General features: G+C 70.2%; 17 protein-coding genes. 8 read left to right on the forward strand and 9 right to left on the reverse strand.

Annotation, left to right across the window (positions count from 1 at the left end):
- Nucleotides 1-182: 182 nt before the first annotated feature.
- Nucleotides 183-521, forward strand: a complete 339-nt coding sequence (locus IE231_RS13135; RefSeq protein WP_189694417.1) for a transposase — start codon at nucleotides 183-185, stop codon at nucleotides 519-521.
- Nucleotides 475-1143, forward strand: a complete 669-nt coding sequence (locus IE231_RS13140) for an IS1595 family transposase (RefSeq protein ID WP_189694418.1) — start codon at nucleotides 475-477, stop codon at nucleotides 1141-1143. Before IE231_RS13135 ends, IE231_RS13140 begins: the two co-directional genes overlap by 47 nt.
- A 24-nt stretch (nucleotides 1144-1167) precedes the next feature.
- Here IE231_RS13140 and IE231_RS13145 read toward each other — a convergent pair whose 3' ends face one another.
- Nucleotides 1168-1554, reverse strand: coding sequence for a hypothetical protein (locus tag IE231_RS13145; RefSeq protein ID WP_189694419.1), 387 nt, complete (start codon nucleotides 1552-1554; stop codon nucleotides 1168-1170).
- A gap of 227 nt (nucleotides 1555-1781) precedes the next feature.
- The gene (locus IE231_RS13150; RefSeq protein ID WP_189694420.1) at nucleotides 1782-2027 is read right to left on the reverse strand and encodes a DUF3072 domain-containing protein; all 246 of its coding nucleotides are present in this window, start codon (nucleotides 2025-2027) and stop codon (nucleotides 1782-1784) included.
- A gap of 154 nt (nucleotides 2028-2181) precedes the next feature.
- Between IE231_RS13150 and IE231_RS13155 the strand changes: the two genes are divergently transcribed.
- Together IE231_RS13155 and IE231_RS13160 are read left to right on the forward strand one after the other, a co-directional pair.
- Nucleotides 2182-3408 carry an MFS transporter gene (locus IE231_RS13155; RefSeq protein WP_189694421.1) on the forward strand — a complete coding sequence of 409 codons (1227 nt, stop codon included), beginning with the start codon at nucleotides 2182-2184 and terminating at the stop codon, nucleotides 3406-3408.
- 2 nt (nucleotides 3409-3410) lie between these two features.
- Nucleotides 3411-4958: a bifunctional phosphatase PAP2/diacylglycerol kinase family protein gene (locus tag IE231_RS13160; RefSeq protein ID WP_306341567.1), complete on the forward strand. Its 1548-nt coding sequence runs from the start codon at nucleotides 3411-3413 to the stop codon at nucleotides 4956-4958.
- A gap of 16 nt (nucleotides 4959-4974) precedes the next feature.
- Here the strand turns inward: IE231_RS13160 and IE231_RS13165 are convergent, their stop codons facing one another.
- From IE231_RS13165 to IE231_RS13180, 4 genes are read right to left on the reverse strand one after another with little or no spacing between them, the layout of a single operon-like run.
- Nucleotides 4975-5400, reverse strand: coding sequence for a hypothetical protein (locus IE231_RS13165; protein WP_189694422.1), 426 nt, complete (start codon nucleotides 5398-5400; stop codon nucleotides 4975-4977).
- Nucleotides 5401-5407: 7 nt separating this feature from the next.
- Nucleotides 5408-6637: an ABC transporter permease gene (locus IE231_RS13170; RefSeq protein WP_189694423.1), complete on the reverse strand. Its 1230-nt coding sequence runs from the start codon at nucleotides 6635-6637 to the stop codon at nucleotides 5408-5410.
- Nucleotides 6634-7440, reverse strand: a complete 807-nt coding sequence (locus tag IE231_RS13175; RefSeq protein ID WP_304944928.1) for an ABC transporter ATP-binding protein — start codon at nucleotides 7438-7440, stop codon at nucleotides 6634-6636. The genes IE231_RS13170 and IE231_RS13175 overlap by 4 nt, the downstream gene beginning before the upstream one ends.
- The gene (locus tag IE231_RS13180) at nucleotides 7409-8968 is read right to left on the reverse strand and encodes an efflux RND transporter periplasmic adaptor subunit (RefSeq protein ID WP_189694424.1); all 1560 of its coding nucleotides are present in this window, start codon (nucleotides 8966-8968) and stop codon (nucleotides 7409-7411) included. The genes IE231_RS13175 and IE231_RS13180 overlap by 32 nt, the downstream gene beginning before the upstream one ends.
- 233 nt (nucleotides 8969-9201) lie before the next feature.
- Between IE231_RS13180 and IE231_RS13185 the strand changes: the two genes are divergently transcribed.
- The 4 genes from IE231_RS13185 to IE231_RS13200 are packed head-to-tail and all read left to right on the forward strand — an operon-like array spanning nucleotide 9202 to nucleotide 13082.
- Nucleotides 9202-10197: an ABC transporter ATP-binding protein gene (locus IE231_RS13185; protein ID WP_189694425.1), complete on the forward strand. Its 996-nt coding sequence runs from the start codon at nucleotides 9202-9204 to the stop codon at nucleotides 10195-10197.
- Nucleotides 10194-11063, forward strand: a complete 870-nt coding sequence (locus tag IE231_RS13190; RefSeq protein ID WP_189694426.1) for an ABC transporter permease — start codon at nucleotides 10194-10196, stop codon at nucleotides 11061-11063. Before IE231_RS13185 ends, IE231_RS13190 begins: the two co-directional genes overlap by 4 nt.
- 8 nt (nucleotides 11064-11071) lie before the next feature.
- Complete coding sequence (locus IE231_RS13195) at nucleotides 11072-12304, forward strand: sensor histidine kinase (protein WP_229866921.1); 1233 nt, start codon at nucleotides 11072-11074, stop codon at nucleotides 12302-12304.
- 16 nt (nucleotides 12305-12320) lie between these two features.
- On the forward strand, nucleotides 12321-13082 hold the full coding sequence (locus IE231_RS13200) for a response regulator (protein ID WP_189694427.1): 762 nt from the start codon (nucleotides 12321-12323) through the stop codon (nucleotides 13080-13082).
- Between the two features lie 281 nt (nucleotides 13083-13363).
- Here the strand turns inward: IE231_RS13200 and IE231_RS13205 are convergent, their stop codons facing one another.
- From IE231_RS13205 to IE231_RS13215, 3 genes are all read right to left on the reverse strand, one after another.
- Complete coding sequence (locus IE231_RS13205; protein ID WP_189694428.1) at nucleotides 13364-13591, reverse strand: hypothetical protein; 228 nt, start codon at nucleotides 13589-13591, stop codon at nucleotides 13364-13366.
- Between the two features lie 812 nt (nucleotides 13592-14403).
- Complete coding sequence (locus IE231_RS13210) at nucleotides 14404-14850, reverse strand: hypothetical protein (protein ID WP_189694429.1); 447 nt, start codon at nucleotides 14848-14850, stop codon at nucleotides 14404-14406.
- A 16-nt stretch (nucleotides 14851-14866) separates the two neighbouring features.
- Nucleotides 14867-15040 carry a hypothetical protein gene (locus IE231_RS13215; RefSeq protein WP_189694430.1) on the reverse strand — a complete coding sequence of 58 codons (174 nt, stop codon included), beginning with the start codon at nucleotides 15038-15040 and terminating at the stop codon, nucleotides 14867-14869.
- Nucleotides 15041-15062 lie beyond the last annotated feature (22 nt).

Here is a 15062-nt window from a genome sequence, read left to right on the forward strand (position 1 = left end):
TAGGGCGTGTTGCTAAACCGCCTGAGCAGCTCGGGGGTGAGACGTGGATCGTCGCGCGGTAGTCGAAGCAACGGCGTGTCGGTTCCGGACGGGTGCTCCGGCGCTGTTCGGGAACTGGACACGATCCTAAGAACTTCAACCTATGGGCTAAGCAGGGCGGCTGGGCGCGGCCGCTGGAGCAGGTGCTGTCCCTCGCGCAGCAGGCTGGCGACTTAAACACGACGAAGAACCACCTGGTCTGCGACGGGAAAGGTCGCGCTCTGGCGTTCATCCTGACACCCGGGCAGGCGGCGGACACGAGCATGCTCGCCGCGACGCTGACTGAGATCCGCGTTTTAGGCGCGCAGGGGCGGCCAAGGTCCCGACCCGACCAGGTGCTCGCGGACAAGGGCCAGCAGCGCGAGCGCTACAAGGGACGCAACGTCATCGAACGGTGCTTCAACAAGCTCAAGCAGCGGCTCGCAGAAGAACGGCGTGTCCGCCCTCGGACTGCAGCGCGTCCTGGGGCTGAATTCCTATGAGACGGCATGGGCGTGGATGCACACGCTCCGCCGCGCCATGGTCCGCCCCGAGCGGGAACTGCTCTCCGGGCTTGTCGAGGTCGACGAGAGCTTCATCGGCGGCGTCCACCGCGGCCTCCCCGGCGTCGGCCCGGACAAGATCTCGGTCCTGATCGCCGCCGAACACCTGGACCACAACCGGATCGGGCGGGTCCGCCTCGAGCCAGGACCAGCCGACCGCAGGCTCGCGCTAGTGAAGTTCGGCCAGCGCGTCGTCGAACCCGGCTCGACGATCCGGACGGACGGGGCGAGGCAACTGCGCCGCTTCGCGGACCTGGGCTACCAGCACGAGTACTTCACCCAGCTCGGCTCCGACATCCCGGCCCACGTGAACATGCCCGCAGTACACATGGCCGCCTCCCAGCTCAAGCGCTGGATCGACGGCACCCTGCACCAGGGCATCTCCCGGGAACAGCTGGCCTACTACCTGGACGAGTTCACCTTCCGCTTCAACCGCCGCACCTCCACCAGCCGCGGCCTGCTCTTCTACCGGCTCCTCCAGCAGGCCACCAACACCGACCCCGCGCCACTCAAGGACCTCGTCATCCAAAATGATGCCGATCCGGTTGTACCCCGCGCGTGAATGTCTCAGCCGGATCGCCGTGTGTCAGGTCGTCGAGAATGCCTCGGGCATTTCAGCGAACCGCACTCGGAACGCGGACTCCAAGGCAGCATCCGAGGGGATGATGGCGTTGTACCTCGCGTCGGCTGACAGCTCGAGTTGCTCGGCCCGTTCGTCGTCGAGGGCGCCAGCATCGATCTCTGATCGAAGGTCTGCGATGATTCGAGCCACCGGCTCGAAGCCAAGCCAGGCGAAAGCGGATTCAGCCGCCACCAACGACTCTGCGGACTGGCCCTCGACAGCATCCAGAACGCCTCCGCTCATCACCGACGAGTGAAATCCCAGCGCCGCGGCCAGCGCGATGTCACCGGCGCGTTCATGCGTTAGGCCATGCGCGAGTGACCGATTCCAAATGCGATCTGCTTCATCCATGGTCCGACTCTCGGTCGTACAGCCAAGGGGTGTCAACGCAGAAGGGCGAGTCGCGCCAGTCTTGGTGACTTCAGCTAAGCAGATACCTAATACACCTGAACAGTCTTCAAGAGCTCGCGACAGCAGTGGACGGACACGTTCTCGCCTCAGCAACACTCTCAGGCACGCGCACGTCCTGAGTGCATCCAAGCACCCGCCGCCTCTCACGCACGGTATAGCAACACGGCCTAGGAGTCGGATCCCTCCGTCAGTCGGCCGCTCTTGCCCTGCAGCCTGTCGATGTGCCGCGATGCCTCCGCCTTCGTCAGGTCGGCAGGAAGTTCCTCCCCGGCCTCGCGGGCCAGGGTGTCCAGATAGCTCCGCTGCGCGGCAGTCATCGGCTCGTTCCCGGTCACCCAGTCGTCGGGGTCCCGGTCGAGCCCTCCCTGAGGTTCAGGTTCGGGGCTTCCGAGCATCGCGTCGTCGTCACTCATAGCCACACCTGTGCCCCGGGACCTCGCGTCCAAACAGGCCGGGTGAAAGCAGCCTGCGTGGGTAGGAGCGCAGGGACACCGTCTGCCGCGAATTTGTCCATCGATTGGCGGTGAACTCCTGACGCGGGCAGTGCGGGCATGGTTGAGTAGGGGGATGAGCACGAGCACCGCCGGGACGAGCACCTCCGTCCGTGCTGCCGCGCTCGCGATCTTCTTCATCTTCGCCACGAACGGCTTCATCTTCGCCTCGTGGGCGGCGCGCATCCCGGCCGTCACGCAGACCCTCCGGCTCTCCACGGGGGACATGGGAGCGGTGCTCCTCGTGGGGGCGATCGGCTCGCTCGTCGCGCTGCCGCTCACGGGAGCCGTGGTCGACCGGATCGGCCTCACGGCCGCCGTGCGCCTGGGCGGCGCGTGCGCGGTCGCTGCCGGCGGCATCATCTCGGTGGGCCTGCTGCTCCGGTCGGTCTGGACGGTCGCGTCCGGCATGGTGGTCTTCGGCGCCGGGGTGGCCCTCTGGGACGTGGCGCAGAACATCGGGGGAGCGGATGTGGAGCACCGGCTCGGCCGCACCCTCATGCCCCAGTTCCACGCGGCGTTCAGCGGCGGCGCAGTGCTCGGAGCCCTCGTGGGCGCGGCCCTGAGTGCGGCCGGGATTGACCTGCCTCTGCACCTCGTGGGGATTATCGTGGTGGTCGTGGCGATCATGGTGGTGGTTCCCCGGTACTTCCTGCCGCACGACGACGCGCACTCGCCCGACGCCGACGGCCCACCCGATGCGGCGGCCGAGCCGAAACCGGGCCCCCTCGAGGCCTGGCGGCACCCGCGCACGGTGCTCATCGGCGTCGTGGTCCTCGGGGCGACGCTGACCGAGGGTGCGGGCAACGACTGGATCTCCAAGGGCGTCGTGGACGGCCTCGGCTCGACTGAGGCGGCTGGCGCGGCCCTCTTCGCGGTGTTCGTGGGAGCCATGACGGTGGCCCGGTGGTTCGGCGGCCGGGTCATCGATCGGGTCGGCCGGGTGGCGGCCCTGCGCGCCAGCATGGTCTCGGCGGCCCTCGGCCTCAGCGTATATGCCTTGTCAGGCACTTATTGGCTCTCGGCGGTGGGGGCTGTCTTCTGGGGCCTCGGGGCGGCCCTGGCCTTCCCGATGGGCATGTCCGCCGCGGCGGACGATCCCCGTAGGGCCGGGGCGCGAGTCGCCGTGGTCTCCACCATCGGATACATCGCCTTCCTCGCGGGCCCGCCGCTCCTCGGCTTCCTCGGAGACCACCTAGGCCTGCGGCACGCCCTCCTGGTGATTCTGGTGCCCATCCTCGTGGCCCTCGCCCTCGCAGGCGTCACCCGCAAGGAAGCCGTACCCGGCGAGGCGCGGGAGTAGCCGTGGCACTCACTGTCCGTTCCCGCATCGTCCGGAGGCTCACGCCCCCCGGCCTTCCCTTCCATGCCGTGCAGCGCATGGACGTCGCGCTCGTCGAGCGCGTGGCGCAGCTGCCCCGCGGAGCCTGGGACCCCAGCCTGTCCTGGCTCACGCGAGCGGCCACCCACTCGAAGCTCTGGATCGGCGTGGCCGGCGTGCTCGCGCTGAAGAAGGGGAACCCGCGCCGCGCGGCCGCCCACGGGCTCCTCGCCGTGGCACTGGCCTCCGCAGGGGTCAACCTCTTGGGCAAGCGCCTCCTCCCGCGCGCCCGCCCCCATCCCGAGAGCCTGCCGCTGCATCGGTTCCTCCACCCCCAGCCCACGAGTTCGTCCCTGCCGAGCGGCCACTCGGCGTCGGCCGCGGCGTTCGCCACCGGGGTGGGCCTTGTGAGCCCGGCTCTCGGCGTGGCGCTCGCGCCCGTGGCCGCCGCGGTTGCCTACTCGCGTGTCCACACCGGCGCCCACTGGCCAAGTGACGTCGTCCTCGGCTCCGCCTGCGGGGTGGGCGCCGCCCTCGCCACACGCTCCTGGTGGACCCGCGCCGAGCCGACACCGCCCCACACCACGACACCGGCTCCGGCACCGGCCCTTCCCGCCGGCGAGGGCCTGACGGTGCTCGTGAACCCCGCCAGCGGTCCGGGAAGCAGCGATCCTTCCGACGAGATCCGGGAATGGCTCCCCGGTGCGTCGATCCACGTGCTGCGGGAGGACGAGGATGCCAGCGAGGTCTCCCGCAGCCTCGCGACGAGCCCCGGTGTCCGAGCGCTCGGCGTGTGGGGAGGTGACGGCACGGTGGGTGCGGTCGCCGGAGCGTGCGCCGCAGAGGGCCTGCCCCTCGCGGTCCTGGCAGGCGGGACGTTCAACCACTTCGCCCGGGACGTCGACTCCCTCGACGCGGCCCGGGTGGCAGAGGCCGTGATGTCCGGACACGCCATACGGTGCGACCTCGGCCGCGTCGAGCTGCAGCGGGGAAGCCCCGACTCGCCCGAGGAGAGCGACCTCGTCATGCTCAACACGGCGAGTGTGGGCCTCTACCCCAATCTGGTCCGACGCCGGGACCACATCATGCGCGACCTCCCGTGGCTGCCCAAGCGCGGCGCGGGCGCCCTCGCGGCTCTGCGGACGTTCGCACTCTCGAGCCCCACCACCGTTACCATCGACGGAACGCGCCGCAGGATCTGGACGCTCTTCGTGGGCCGCGGGCGCTACTGGCCCCGGGATCTCGCTCCGCTCGAGCGCCCCGTGGTGGACGACGGCGCGCTCGACCTCCGCGGAGTCAGCGCCCGGCCGCGCCTCGCACGCCTCAGGCTCCTGACCGCGCTCGCCACCGGAACGGTCGAACGCAGCCCCGTGGCCCGGGAATGGACTGCGCGCTCCGTGACGCTCGAGTCTTCCGGCGAGCCGCTCGTCCTGGCCGTGGACGGAGAGGTGATGACCGGCGTCGCGCGGGTGGAGCTCCGGGTGGAGCCGGGCGCGCTGACGGTCTACTCGCCGCAGGTGGCCAAGGGCTAGGGAGCCGGCGCCAGGGCTAGGGAGCCGGGGCCGAGGCTGGGGCGGCCGGCGCACCGGGGGCCGGCGCCCCGGCAGAAGGCGGGGCCGAGGGGCTCTGGGAGGCACGGTTGCGGCCGCCGAAGCCGCCTCCGCCGCCACTGCCGGTGCCGTTCTGTGTCCCGACCTGGAACTGTCCCGTGCGTCCGGTCACCGCGGTGCGCGTGTCCACGGCCTTCTGCAGGGCCGCGCCGCCGAGGCCACCGGCGAGGACGAGGCACAGTGCCACGAGGACCTTCGTGAGCCGGCCGGCGCGCCAGCGGGCCGCCGGGATGAAGGGCTCGTCCTCGGGGGCCTCCGCCGTCTCTAGGTCCGGCGCCTGCGGGCCGTACGCGCCGTCCCCTCCGGGTTCGGTCACGAGGAAGGGCTCGGTGGGGGTGGCATCGCGGGCGGCGGGGCGGTTCATGGCGGCTCTATTCATAGCGGAGGGCGTCGATGGGGCGGAGCTTGGCGGCCTTGTTCGCGGGATAGATGCCGAAGACGAGGCCGATCCCGGCGGACACGGCCACGCTGAGCCACACCGTCCACCACTGGACCTCCGGCTGGATGCCGAAGACCTGGAACGCGGAGGCACCGAAGCCGATGAGGATCCCGACGATGCCGCCGAGGACCGAGATGATGAGGGACTCGATCAGGAACTGCAGGACGATGTTCCCCCGCGTGGCTCCGATGGCCTTGCGGATGCCGATCTCCCGGGTGCGCTCCGTGACGGTCACGAGCATGATGTTCATGACCCCGATGCCCCCCACGAGCAGGCTGATGCCAGCCACCGCGCTGAGCAGGATCGTGAGGGTCTGCGTCGTGGACGTCGCGGTCGAGAGCACCTGGGCCTGGTTGCGCACCTGGTAGTCGCGGTTGTCCGGCGTGACGCGGTGCCGGGCGTCGAGGATCTGCTCGATCTCGTTCTGCGCCTGGGTCATGACGTCCGCGCTGCGGGCCTGGACGGCGATCGAGGACAGGCTCTGCGTGTACCCCGTGAAGGTCCCCTGGGCGGTGTCGATCGGCACCATCGCGACGTCGTCGGGATCGTTGAGCCCGCTCGTGCCCTTGGCGGCGAGCACGCCGACCACCGTGAAGTCCTGGCCGTTGAGGGAGACGGTCTGCCCCACGAGCGTCGACACGTCCTGTGCGAGGTCGGCCGCGACGCTGTTGCCGAGCACGACGGCGCGCTGGCCGGCGTCTCCGTCGTCGAGCACGCGCCCGGCCGCCGCCGAGAACGCGGTGATGCCGAAGTAGGAGGGTGCCGTCCCGAGCGTCGAGGCGATGGAGTGCGTCGACGAGCCGAGCGTCGCCGTCACCGACTGTGCCTGCAGCACGGGCGCCGTCGTGGCGATGTCCGGCGCGAGGACGGGATCGTCGAGGGCCTTCTGGTCGGCGACGGTGAGGAACGTCGACTGGGTGCGGGCCGCCGTCGCGCTTCCGCCGGTGGTGCGGCCGCCGGTCGCGACCGCCCGGTTCACCGTGAGCACGTTCGTCCCCAGCCGCCCGATCTGCGCCTTGATCATGTCCGAGGTGCCCGCACCCACCGCGAGGAGGGTGATGACGGCGCTGATGCCGATCACGATTCCCAGCGTCGTGAGCACCGAGCGCATCTTGTTCGCGGAGATCCCCGAGAGGGCGAACCGCACTGCCTCCGCGATCATGCCGCACCGCCGCCGATGCGGGCGCCCCCAGCGACGCTGCGCAACGCCGAGTCGTCGATGATGCGCCCGTCCTGCATGCGCACCACGCGCTCCGCGCGGGCCGCGACCTCGGGCTCATGGGTGATCATCACGATGGTGCGACCGCGGGCGTGCAGGGCGTCGAACAGGTCGAGGATCTCGTGCGACGAGCGCGTGTCGAGCGCGCCGGTCGGCTCGTCGGCGAGCAGCAGCACCGGTTCGCCGACGAGGGCGCGGGCGATCGCGACGCGCTGCTGCTGGCCGCCCGAGAGCTGCGAGGGGAGGTGGCCTGCACGCGAGGAGAGGCCGACGGCGTCGAGCGCCTCGAGCGCGAGGGCGTGCCTCTCCCGGCGGGGCACCTTGCGGTAGGCGAGCGGCATGGCGACGTTGTCCACGGCGCGCGTGCGCGCGATGAGGTTGAAGCTCTGGAACACGAATCCGATCTTGCGGTTGCGGATCTGGGCGAGCTGGTACTCTCCCAGATCGCCCGTGGTGATCCCGTCCATGAGGTAGCGCCCGTGGGTCGGGGCGTCGAGGCACCCGATGATGTTCATCATGGTCGACTTCCCCGACCCGGACGCGCCCACAATCGCGACAAATTCGCCGCGTCCGATCGTCAGGCTCACTCCGTCGAGCGCCCTGACCTCGGCCTCGCCCTGGCCGTAGACCTTGCGCACGTCCTCGAGGGCGATCACCGGCCGCTGCCGCGGTGGCATCACCCGGGTCTGGAGGGGCCCGTAGCCCCCTCCCGGCTCAGCGGCCGGCGCCGGAGTTGCTGTTGCCACCCGTGCCTCCTCGCGTGCCGCCATTGCCACCGCCGAAGCCCCCGCCACCGAACAGGCCGCGCGGGTTCTGGGTGGACGTGTCAGTGGTGCCCGTGACGCTCGGCAGGACGATCTGGTCGCCGTCGCTGAGCCCCGTGAGGACCTGTGTCCGCCCGTTCGCCGTGATGCCCGTGGTCACCGCCACGGGGGTGTCGGCCCCGTTGCGCTGGACGGTCACGGTCTGGCGGGTTCCGGCCGTGGTGATGGCGAGGGTGGGCACCACGAGCGCGTTCTCGGCCGACGCCGTCGTCACCGCGACCGCGGCGCTCTCCCCGAGGCGCACCGCCGAGGGCGGGTTCGCGATGGAGACGGTCACGGCGTAGGTGACGACGCCGTTCGTGGTCGTCGAGGTCGCCGCGATGGAGGTGACTTTGCCCGTGACGGGCGGGGCACCGGCGTCGGCCTTGAGGGCCGGGAACGTGAGCGTGGCCGTCTGTCCGGCCTTCATCGCCGCGACGTCGGATTCCGAGAACGCCGCCGTGACCTGGAGGTGGGCCGTGTCCGTCAGGGTCACGAGGCCCGCGGAAGACCCCGAGGAGCCGGAGCCTCCGGACGCGGACGAGGCCGCGCTGCCGCCCGAGCCGCCCGCGCTGCCGCCCGAGCCCGTCGCGCCTGACGAGCCGGACGACGACGCGGAGCCTCCCGACGCGCCGGCGCCCACCACGGCGCCGACGGCGGTCACGGTGCCGTCCGCGGGCGCCTTGACCACGCAGTCCGCGAGGTTGGCCTGGGCGGTCTTGAGGGCGATCTGGGCGCTCGTGGTATTGCCCGGTGCGGCGTTCGCCTGAGAGTTCTGGGCGGAGCTGAGGGAGACGCTCGCCGAGGCGATCTGCTGCTGGTCCTTCAGGGCCGAGGAGGCCTGCTGGTTCTGTGCCTGGGTGAGGGCCTGCTGGTCCTTGGTCAGCTGCGCCTGCGCGGCCGCGAGGGCGTTGGCCGCCGGCGTGCTCGTGGGGCTCGCGGAGGCGGCCGTCTGGTCCTGGGAGACAGTCGACTGGTCCGTGTCCACCTGCTTCTGGGCCGCGGCGACCGCCGCGGACTGCTGCTGGGCGTCGAGGGTCTGCGTCTGCTGGGCATTCGTGAGCTGCTGCTGCGCCTGTGACACAGAATTCGCCGCACTGGCGGCCTGTTGGCCGGCCTGTGCATTCGCGGCGTCGAGCTGCGCCTGCGCCGAGTCCACCGCGTTCTGGGCGTTGGTCGGATCGAGGTCCACGAGCTCGTCCCCGGCCTTGACGGCTTGGCCCACCGAGACCTTGACCGCCGTGACCGGGCCAGCGCAGTTGCCCGCGCCCACGCTCGTCGTCGTCGACGAGGACACATTCCCGGACGCTGTGGCCGTCTGGTCGAGCGAGGCACGCGAGACGGCGACCGTCCTGCTGCTCACGGTGGCTGCGGGCCTGGCCGTCGCAGAGACGGTCGCCCAGATCCCCCCGCTCAGAAGCAGGGCAGCGGCCCCCAGGGCGCTGTTGATCACGATGGTTCGGCGGTTCACGCGAGGACTCTAGGCCGTGCGGCTATGTCTGCGCTGTGTAACGGCCGACGCCAGGCTCCGACAGGGACGGATGCGTCACGCGGCGTCATCCTTCCGGATGATGCCCCGTGGGCATCTGCTCCCGAGTTCATCCCCCCGGGCGTCGCGGTCGGCGGCCGCCGCGCCTAGCGTGGAGGCATGCGAAAGGCAGCGCTCCTCAGAGCAGGATGCAGCAGAGCACAGAAGGGAATCTCATGATCCAGGCGAAAGACCTGGCCAAGGTCTACGGGAACAAGACGGCCGTGGACGGTGTCACGTTCACCGTTCAGCCGGGCCGGGTCACCGGGTTCCTCGGGCCCAACGGTGCCGGCAAGTCCACCACGATGCGCATGATCATGGGCCTCGATGCGCCCACTGCAGGGTCGGTGACGGTCAACGGCGAGCCCTACGCCAGGCACCGCGCGCCGCTGCGCGAGATCGGCGCGCTCCTCGAGGCCCGCGCCGTCCACCCCGGCCGCACCGCGTACACCCACCTGCGCGCCCTGGCCGCGACGCACGGCATCCGGAACTCCCGCGTGAGCGAGGTCATCGAGATGACCGGCCTCGGCGCCGTCGCACGCAAGAAGGTGCGCGGCTTCTCCCTCGGGATGGGCCAGCGCCTCGGCATCGCCGCAGCCCTGCTGGGCGACCCGCAGGTCGTGATCCTCGACGAGCCGGTCAATGGTCTCGACCCCGAGGGCGTCCTCTGGGTGCGCAACCTCGTCAAGCACCTCGCCTCCGAGGGCCGCACCGTCTTCCTCTCCAGCCACCTCATGAGCGAGATGTCCCAGACGGCGGACCACCTCATCGTGATCGGCCGCGGCAAGATCATCGCGGACGCGCCGATCCAGGAGATCCTCGCAGGGGAGGGCCGCGTCCGCACCCGCGTCCGCACAGACTCGCCGGAGCAGCTCGCCTCGCTCCTGGCGCGGGAGGGCGTCAGCATCCAGACCCAGGAACGCGAGCTCCTCGAGGTCTCCGGGCTCGGCCCGCGCGAGATCGCCCAGACCGCCCTCGCCAACGGCGTCCTCGTCTACGAGCTCACCCCGCTCACCGCGAGTCTCGAGGAGGCCTACCTCGATCTCACGAAGGACGACGTCGAGTACCGCTCCGACGTAGGCCACGCGCTGCGCGCCGGCACCCCCCCGCCAGCCCCGCCCGCGCCTCAGCCCGAGGCCCAGCCCGCCCAGAACCAGGAGGCGACCCGATGAGCACCGCAGTCCAGCCCGCCCACCGCGCCGCAGGCTCCGCCCAGGCCGGACCCACCTTCCTCCGGGTCATGGCCTCGGAGCGCATCAAGCTCTTCTCGCTCCTCTCGACCCGGATCCTGCTCGCGTGCTCGGTGGTGCTCATGGTCGGCTTCGCCGCGCTCCAGGGGTGGGGATTCGGCCAGGTGTCCCAGGCCCAGCAGTCCGGCGCGGCTACAGGCCGCCCCGGAGAGGCCGCCGTCAACGTGGCGAGCCTCCTGCCGCAGCTTCCGAGCGCCGGAGTGTCCTTCTCACAGCTCATCATCGGCTCGCTCGCGGTGCTCATGATCAGCGCCGAATTCACCTCCGGCATGTCGCGGGCCACGTTCTCCGCGGTGCCCAAGCGCTGGCCGGTCCTCGCCGCCAAGGCCGTGTACGCCATCGTCCTCGGATTCGTGCTCACCTACGTGGGCGCGTACCTCGGAGGCCTCGTGGCACAGCCGATCCTGGACAACTACAGCCTGCACCTCGACATGGCCAGCTGGGACGTCCAGAGGCACATGCTCCTGAGCGCCGCGTACGTGGGCGCCGTGGCGCTCATGGGCCTGGGGCTCGGCGCGCTCCTGCGCAACTCCGCCGGCGCGATCGTCACGCTCGTCGCCCTCCTGTTCGTCCTGCCGATCATCTTCCAGCTCATCCCGAACGACTTCTTCAAGGAGGCCCGCAAGTACCTCCCCACGAACGCCGCGAACGCGATGATGGAGGCCGGCTCGAGCGCGCCGCTCAACACGGCCCTCCTCGAGCCGTGGCAGGGCACGCTCGTCATCGCCGCATACGTGGTGGTGCTCCTCGGAGCCGCGTTCACCACCCTCAGGCAGCGGGACATCTAGGGAGCTCCGTGCAGGGAGGCAGTTCCGGGCAGGCATCCGGCACCCCGGCCGCGCTCGCGGTCCCGCCCCGGCGGGGCCGCGTCCGCGCGTATCTGGCCGACCACCCTCTGGTCATGGACTGGATCGTGGTGGCGGGTGCGGCGTTCCTCGCGGTTCCGCTGTTCATCGAGTTCGCGCTCCGTGGGCAGTTGTGGCAGTTCGTGCTGCTGGCCCTCGAGCAGATCGCCCTGCTCGCACGACGCCGCTCACCCTGGTCGGTCCTCGTCGTCACGGTCGCGATCGACGCGGCACTGCTGTACCAGTCACCGAGCAGCTCCACCCTCAGCGCCGCGATCTTCTTCGCGCTCTACGCGGTGGCCGTGGCTGTGCCGGCCCTCGTGGCCTTCGGCGCCGCACTGCTGGCGTCCGTGCCCTCGTCCGTGTACTTCGCGTTCGTCTACACGAGCCCACACGGGAACCAGATCCCGGAGAACGCGCGCTACGTGGGACTGGTCGCCGCCGTGTCCCTCCTGCTGATGAACCTCCTCGCCACGGGCCTCGGTGCATGGGTGCGGGGCACGCGCGAGCACCAGGCGGAGATCCGCGCGTGGGCCCTCCGCCGTGCCGAGCTCGCCTCGGTCCAGGAGCGCAACCGCATTGCCCGCGAGATGCACGACGTCGTGGCCCACTCCCTCACCGTCATGGTGGCCCTGAGCGAGGGGGCCTCGAAGATCGTCCCCCGCAACCCGGAGCGGGCGCAGGAGGTGCTCGGCGAGCTGTCCCGGACGGGACGCACCGCGTTGGCGGACATGCGGCGCGTCCTCGGAGTGCTGCGGGAGACGGCGGGAGCCAGCCTCGCGCCGTCGCCCGGCACCGAGAGCCTCCACGCGCTCGTGGAGGGCTTCCGCACGGCAGGGCTCCCGGCCACGCTGATCCTCGAGGGGTCGCCGCCGCCGGCGGACGCGTCGTTCCAACTCGCCGTCTACCGGATCGTCCAGGAGTCCCTCACCAATGCGCTGCGGTACGGGCGCGGGGTGAGCCGCGCGGACGTCCTGGTGGCGCGCCAGGACGGGGCCGTCCGGCTCCGCATCGAGAACGACGGCGCTCCTCCGGACGGTGCCGCGCCGCACCTCGGCACGGGGAGCGGGATCGCGGGGATGAGGGAACGCGCGGCCCTGTACGGGGGCACCCTGCGGGCCGGCCCGCGGGACGGGGGAGGATGGGTCGTGGAGACTGAGCTGCAGTGGACAGAGGCGTCATGAGCAGGGGGATGTGCTGATGGAGGGGGAAACCGTGGGCAGCGACCCGGCGGCCGAGCAGGGGGGAAGGCCGCTGCGGCTCCTCCTCGTGGACGACCAGCCTCTGCTGCGCATGGGCTTCCGGCTCGTGCTCGAGTCCGAGGACGGCCTCGAGGTGGTCGGCGAGGCGGGCGACGGCGAGGAGGCCGTGCGGCTCGCGCGCTCCCTGGACCCTGATGTGGTGCTCATGGACGTGCGCATGCCTGTGATGGACGGGATCGAGGCCACGCGGCGGATCGCTGCCGAGCATGCGGCGGCCCGGGTCATCATCCTCACGACCTTCGACCTCGACGAGTATGCGTTCGCGGGGCTCCAGGCCGGCGCGTCCGCGTTCCTCCTCAAGGACGTGGCGCCCGGCGAACTGGTCCAGGCGGTGCGGCTCGTGGCGAGCGGCGACGCCGTCGTGAGCCCCCGGGTGACCCAGCGGCTGCTGGAGACGTATGTGCGCAACGGGCAGGCGCAGACGGGGTCCGCCTCAGCGGCCGGGGGCACGGCGGACGGGCCGGTGTCCGTGCCGGATCCGCTCCTGAAGGAGCTCACGCCACGCGAGCTCGAGGTGCTGCGCGCCATCTGCGAGGGACTCAGCAACGCCGAGATCGCCCACCGGTTCTTCCTCTCGGAGGCGACCGTGAAGAGCCACGTGCGGCGGATCCTGACCAAGCTGCACCTGCGCGACCGGGTGCAGGCAGTCGTGTACGGGTACGAGACCGGCCTCATCATTCCCAGCAACCCGGACTACTGACGTCGGCTCCTGCGTTTGGGCGTGACCGAGCCCTGGTCCCACCTGGAACGTGGAGAAATCGGAGGGACTTCCTGAGCGCTCGCGGGCGTCTCGCAACCCTCGGCATACGAGACGCCTCACCGGTCCGACAGCCCGGACGTGTGAAGCGCAGAGCTATTTAGCGTCTCGATCGCAACGCTAAATGGCCGAGGCGGTTCGGGACCGGCTTGCCGTGGGGCGTTGGGTTGCTCCGCGCGCCAAGAGGTGCATTTGGCCGTGGGACGAAGTTGCCCAAGGACGGGTCAGCTGCGGTCACGATCCATGCGCCTGAGGCGCCGGTACGCGCGGGCGCGTGTCCAAGCTCGTCGCACGCGGTCGCGGAAGTACCAGGTGAGTGCGAGGCTGACGATCACGAACGGGAGGAGCTCGGGGGCGAGGGCGAACGTGCCGAAGACAATGTCGAACGCCTCGAATCCGATCAGCGAGCCGGCCGCGAACCAGACCCACCCACCGAACAGCGTGACTCGCATGGCCGCATGTCGAAAGGCTCGACGGGCTCGCCTCCGCAGCAGTCCGACCCTGCGGAGAGCCGGTGTGCGGTCTCGTGGGAGCTTATTGCGTGAGGAATGAAGGGCATTGAGGGGCATGGCGATGGGCTCCTTTTGGCGGCCGTCAGAGAAGTGTCCTCACGTCGCCCGAGGAGAGCAGTCCATGCAGCGGGTGGCACGTTCCGGCCGTGTGCGGCCAGATTGTCGGCCGCGGTCGCGGATTCCTAGATGGCTGCCTGGACGCTCCCTGGGCGACGAAGGCGTCCGCCAGGAGCGCGTGGACCTATCCCGCCGACGGGGGCCGACCGGCCCAGAGAGAGGGAGCCCGGACCAGAGTGGTCATCCAGACCCGAGGCCGCGGGGCGGACCCCCATGGCCAGAAGGGTGCAGAGGAGCGCTCGGAAGGTGTTGGCCATGAGGATCGCCAGGGCAACCACCAGGGCAAGAAGAATCAGAGCGGTCACCGGGGGTGCCCCCGCATTGACCGTCGTGCGGATCCACACGTCGGCGAGGGCGAAGCGCTCCAACAAGATCCACCCGAGCAATGACACTGTGCCCTCCCCCCCAATCGCATCCACGGTAACACCGACCGCCCGATTAACGATCCTTCGAAAGACAGTCTCCGAATGCTCTCGTGCAGCCGCGGCTTTGCCTGCATGGACCTGTAAAGGTTGGCGTGTACGCGGCTATGTTCTACTTGGCCCTGTTTTCGACACATTCTTGCCATGCACGGACGAGGTCCCGGGGACGGACGGCGCCGTCCCCGGGACCTTCGCAATGCGGCCGCCTTAAACCTAGTTTGCGGCTTCTGGCTTGTAGTCAGGGTCCAGGTGATGCCGGGGGGTGAGGAAGTTGTCGGTGAACTCCCCTCTGGAAACCTTCACCGGAATCTCTCCTTCGAGGCCGAGTTCGATGATGTCGTTCCCTGCCTTGAGTTCCTTGGGTGTGAGCGCCTCGACGCGAGCGGCGATCTGGCCGGCCTGCCAGGCGTTGAGCATCCAGGTGAACTGGTTGTCCCCAGTCGCGGGGCGGAGCCCGTAGGGTGCGTCGTTTCCCTCTCCTGGGATGATTGTCAGCTGGGAGTGGCCTCCGGCGTCTGGCAGTTCGTGGCGGACGCTGACTGGCGCGGGGTTCTGTTCGAAGCCTCGGAGGACTGCGGCCAGTCCCTGGAGGTCCTCGCGGTTGCCGAGGAAGAGGAACATCGGGTTGTAGTCGCTGGGCATGTGGTCGAAGCGCAGCATGGTCCCTCCTTGGTTCTCAGTCGTGCAGGATGCGGGCGATGTCCTGCGAGTGGGTGAGCTCGCTGGTTTCGGCGCCGTCTTCGAGGGCTTCGACCCATTGGCCGTCGCCCATGTTCTCCTCGACGGTGGCCCTGCGCCCGTCCACGAGTTCGATTCGGGTCCCCGGTGCGAGGTCAAGCACGTTGATCATCGACTGTTCCTTGAGTGTGTGG

Origin of the sequence: Sinomonas cellulolyticus (assembly GCF_014656475.1) — a bacterium.
Classification (GTDB): domain Bacteria; phylum Actinomycetota; class Actinomycetes; order Actinomycetales; family Micrococcaceae; genus Sinomonas; species Sinomonas cellulolyticus.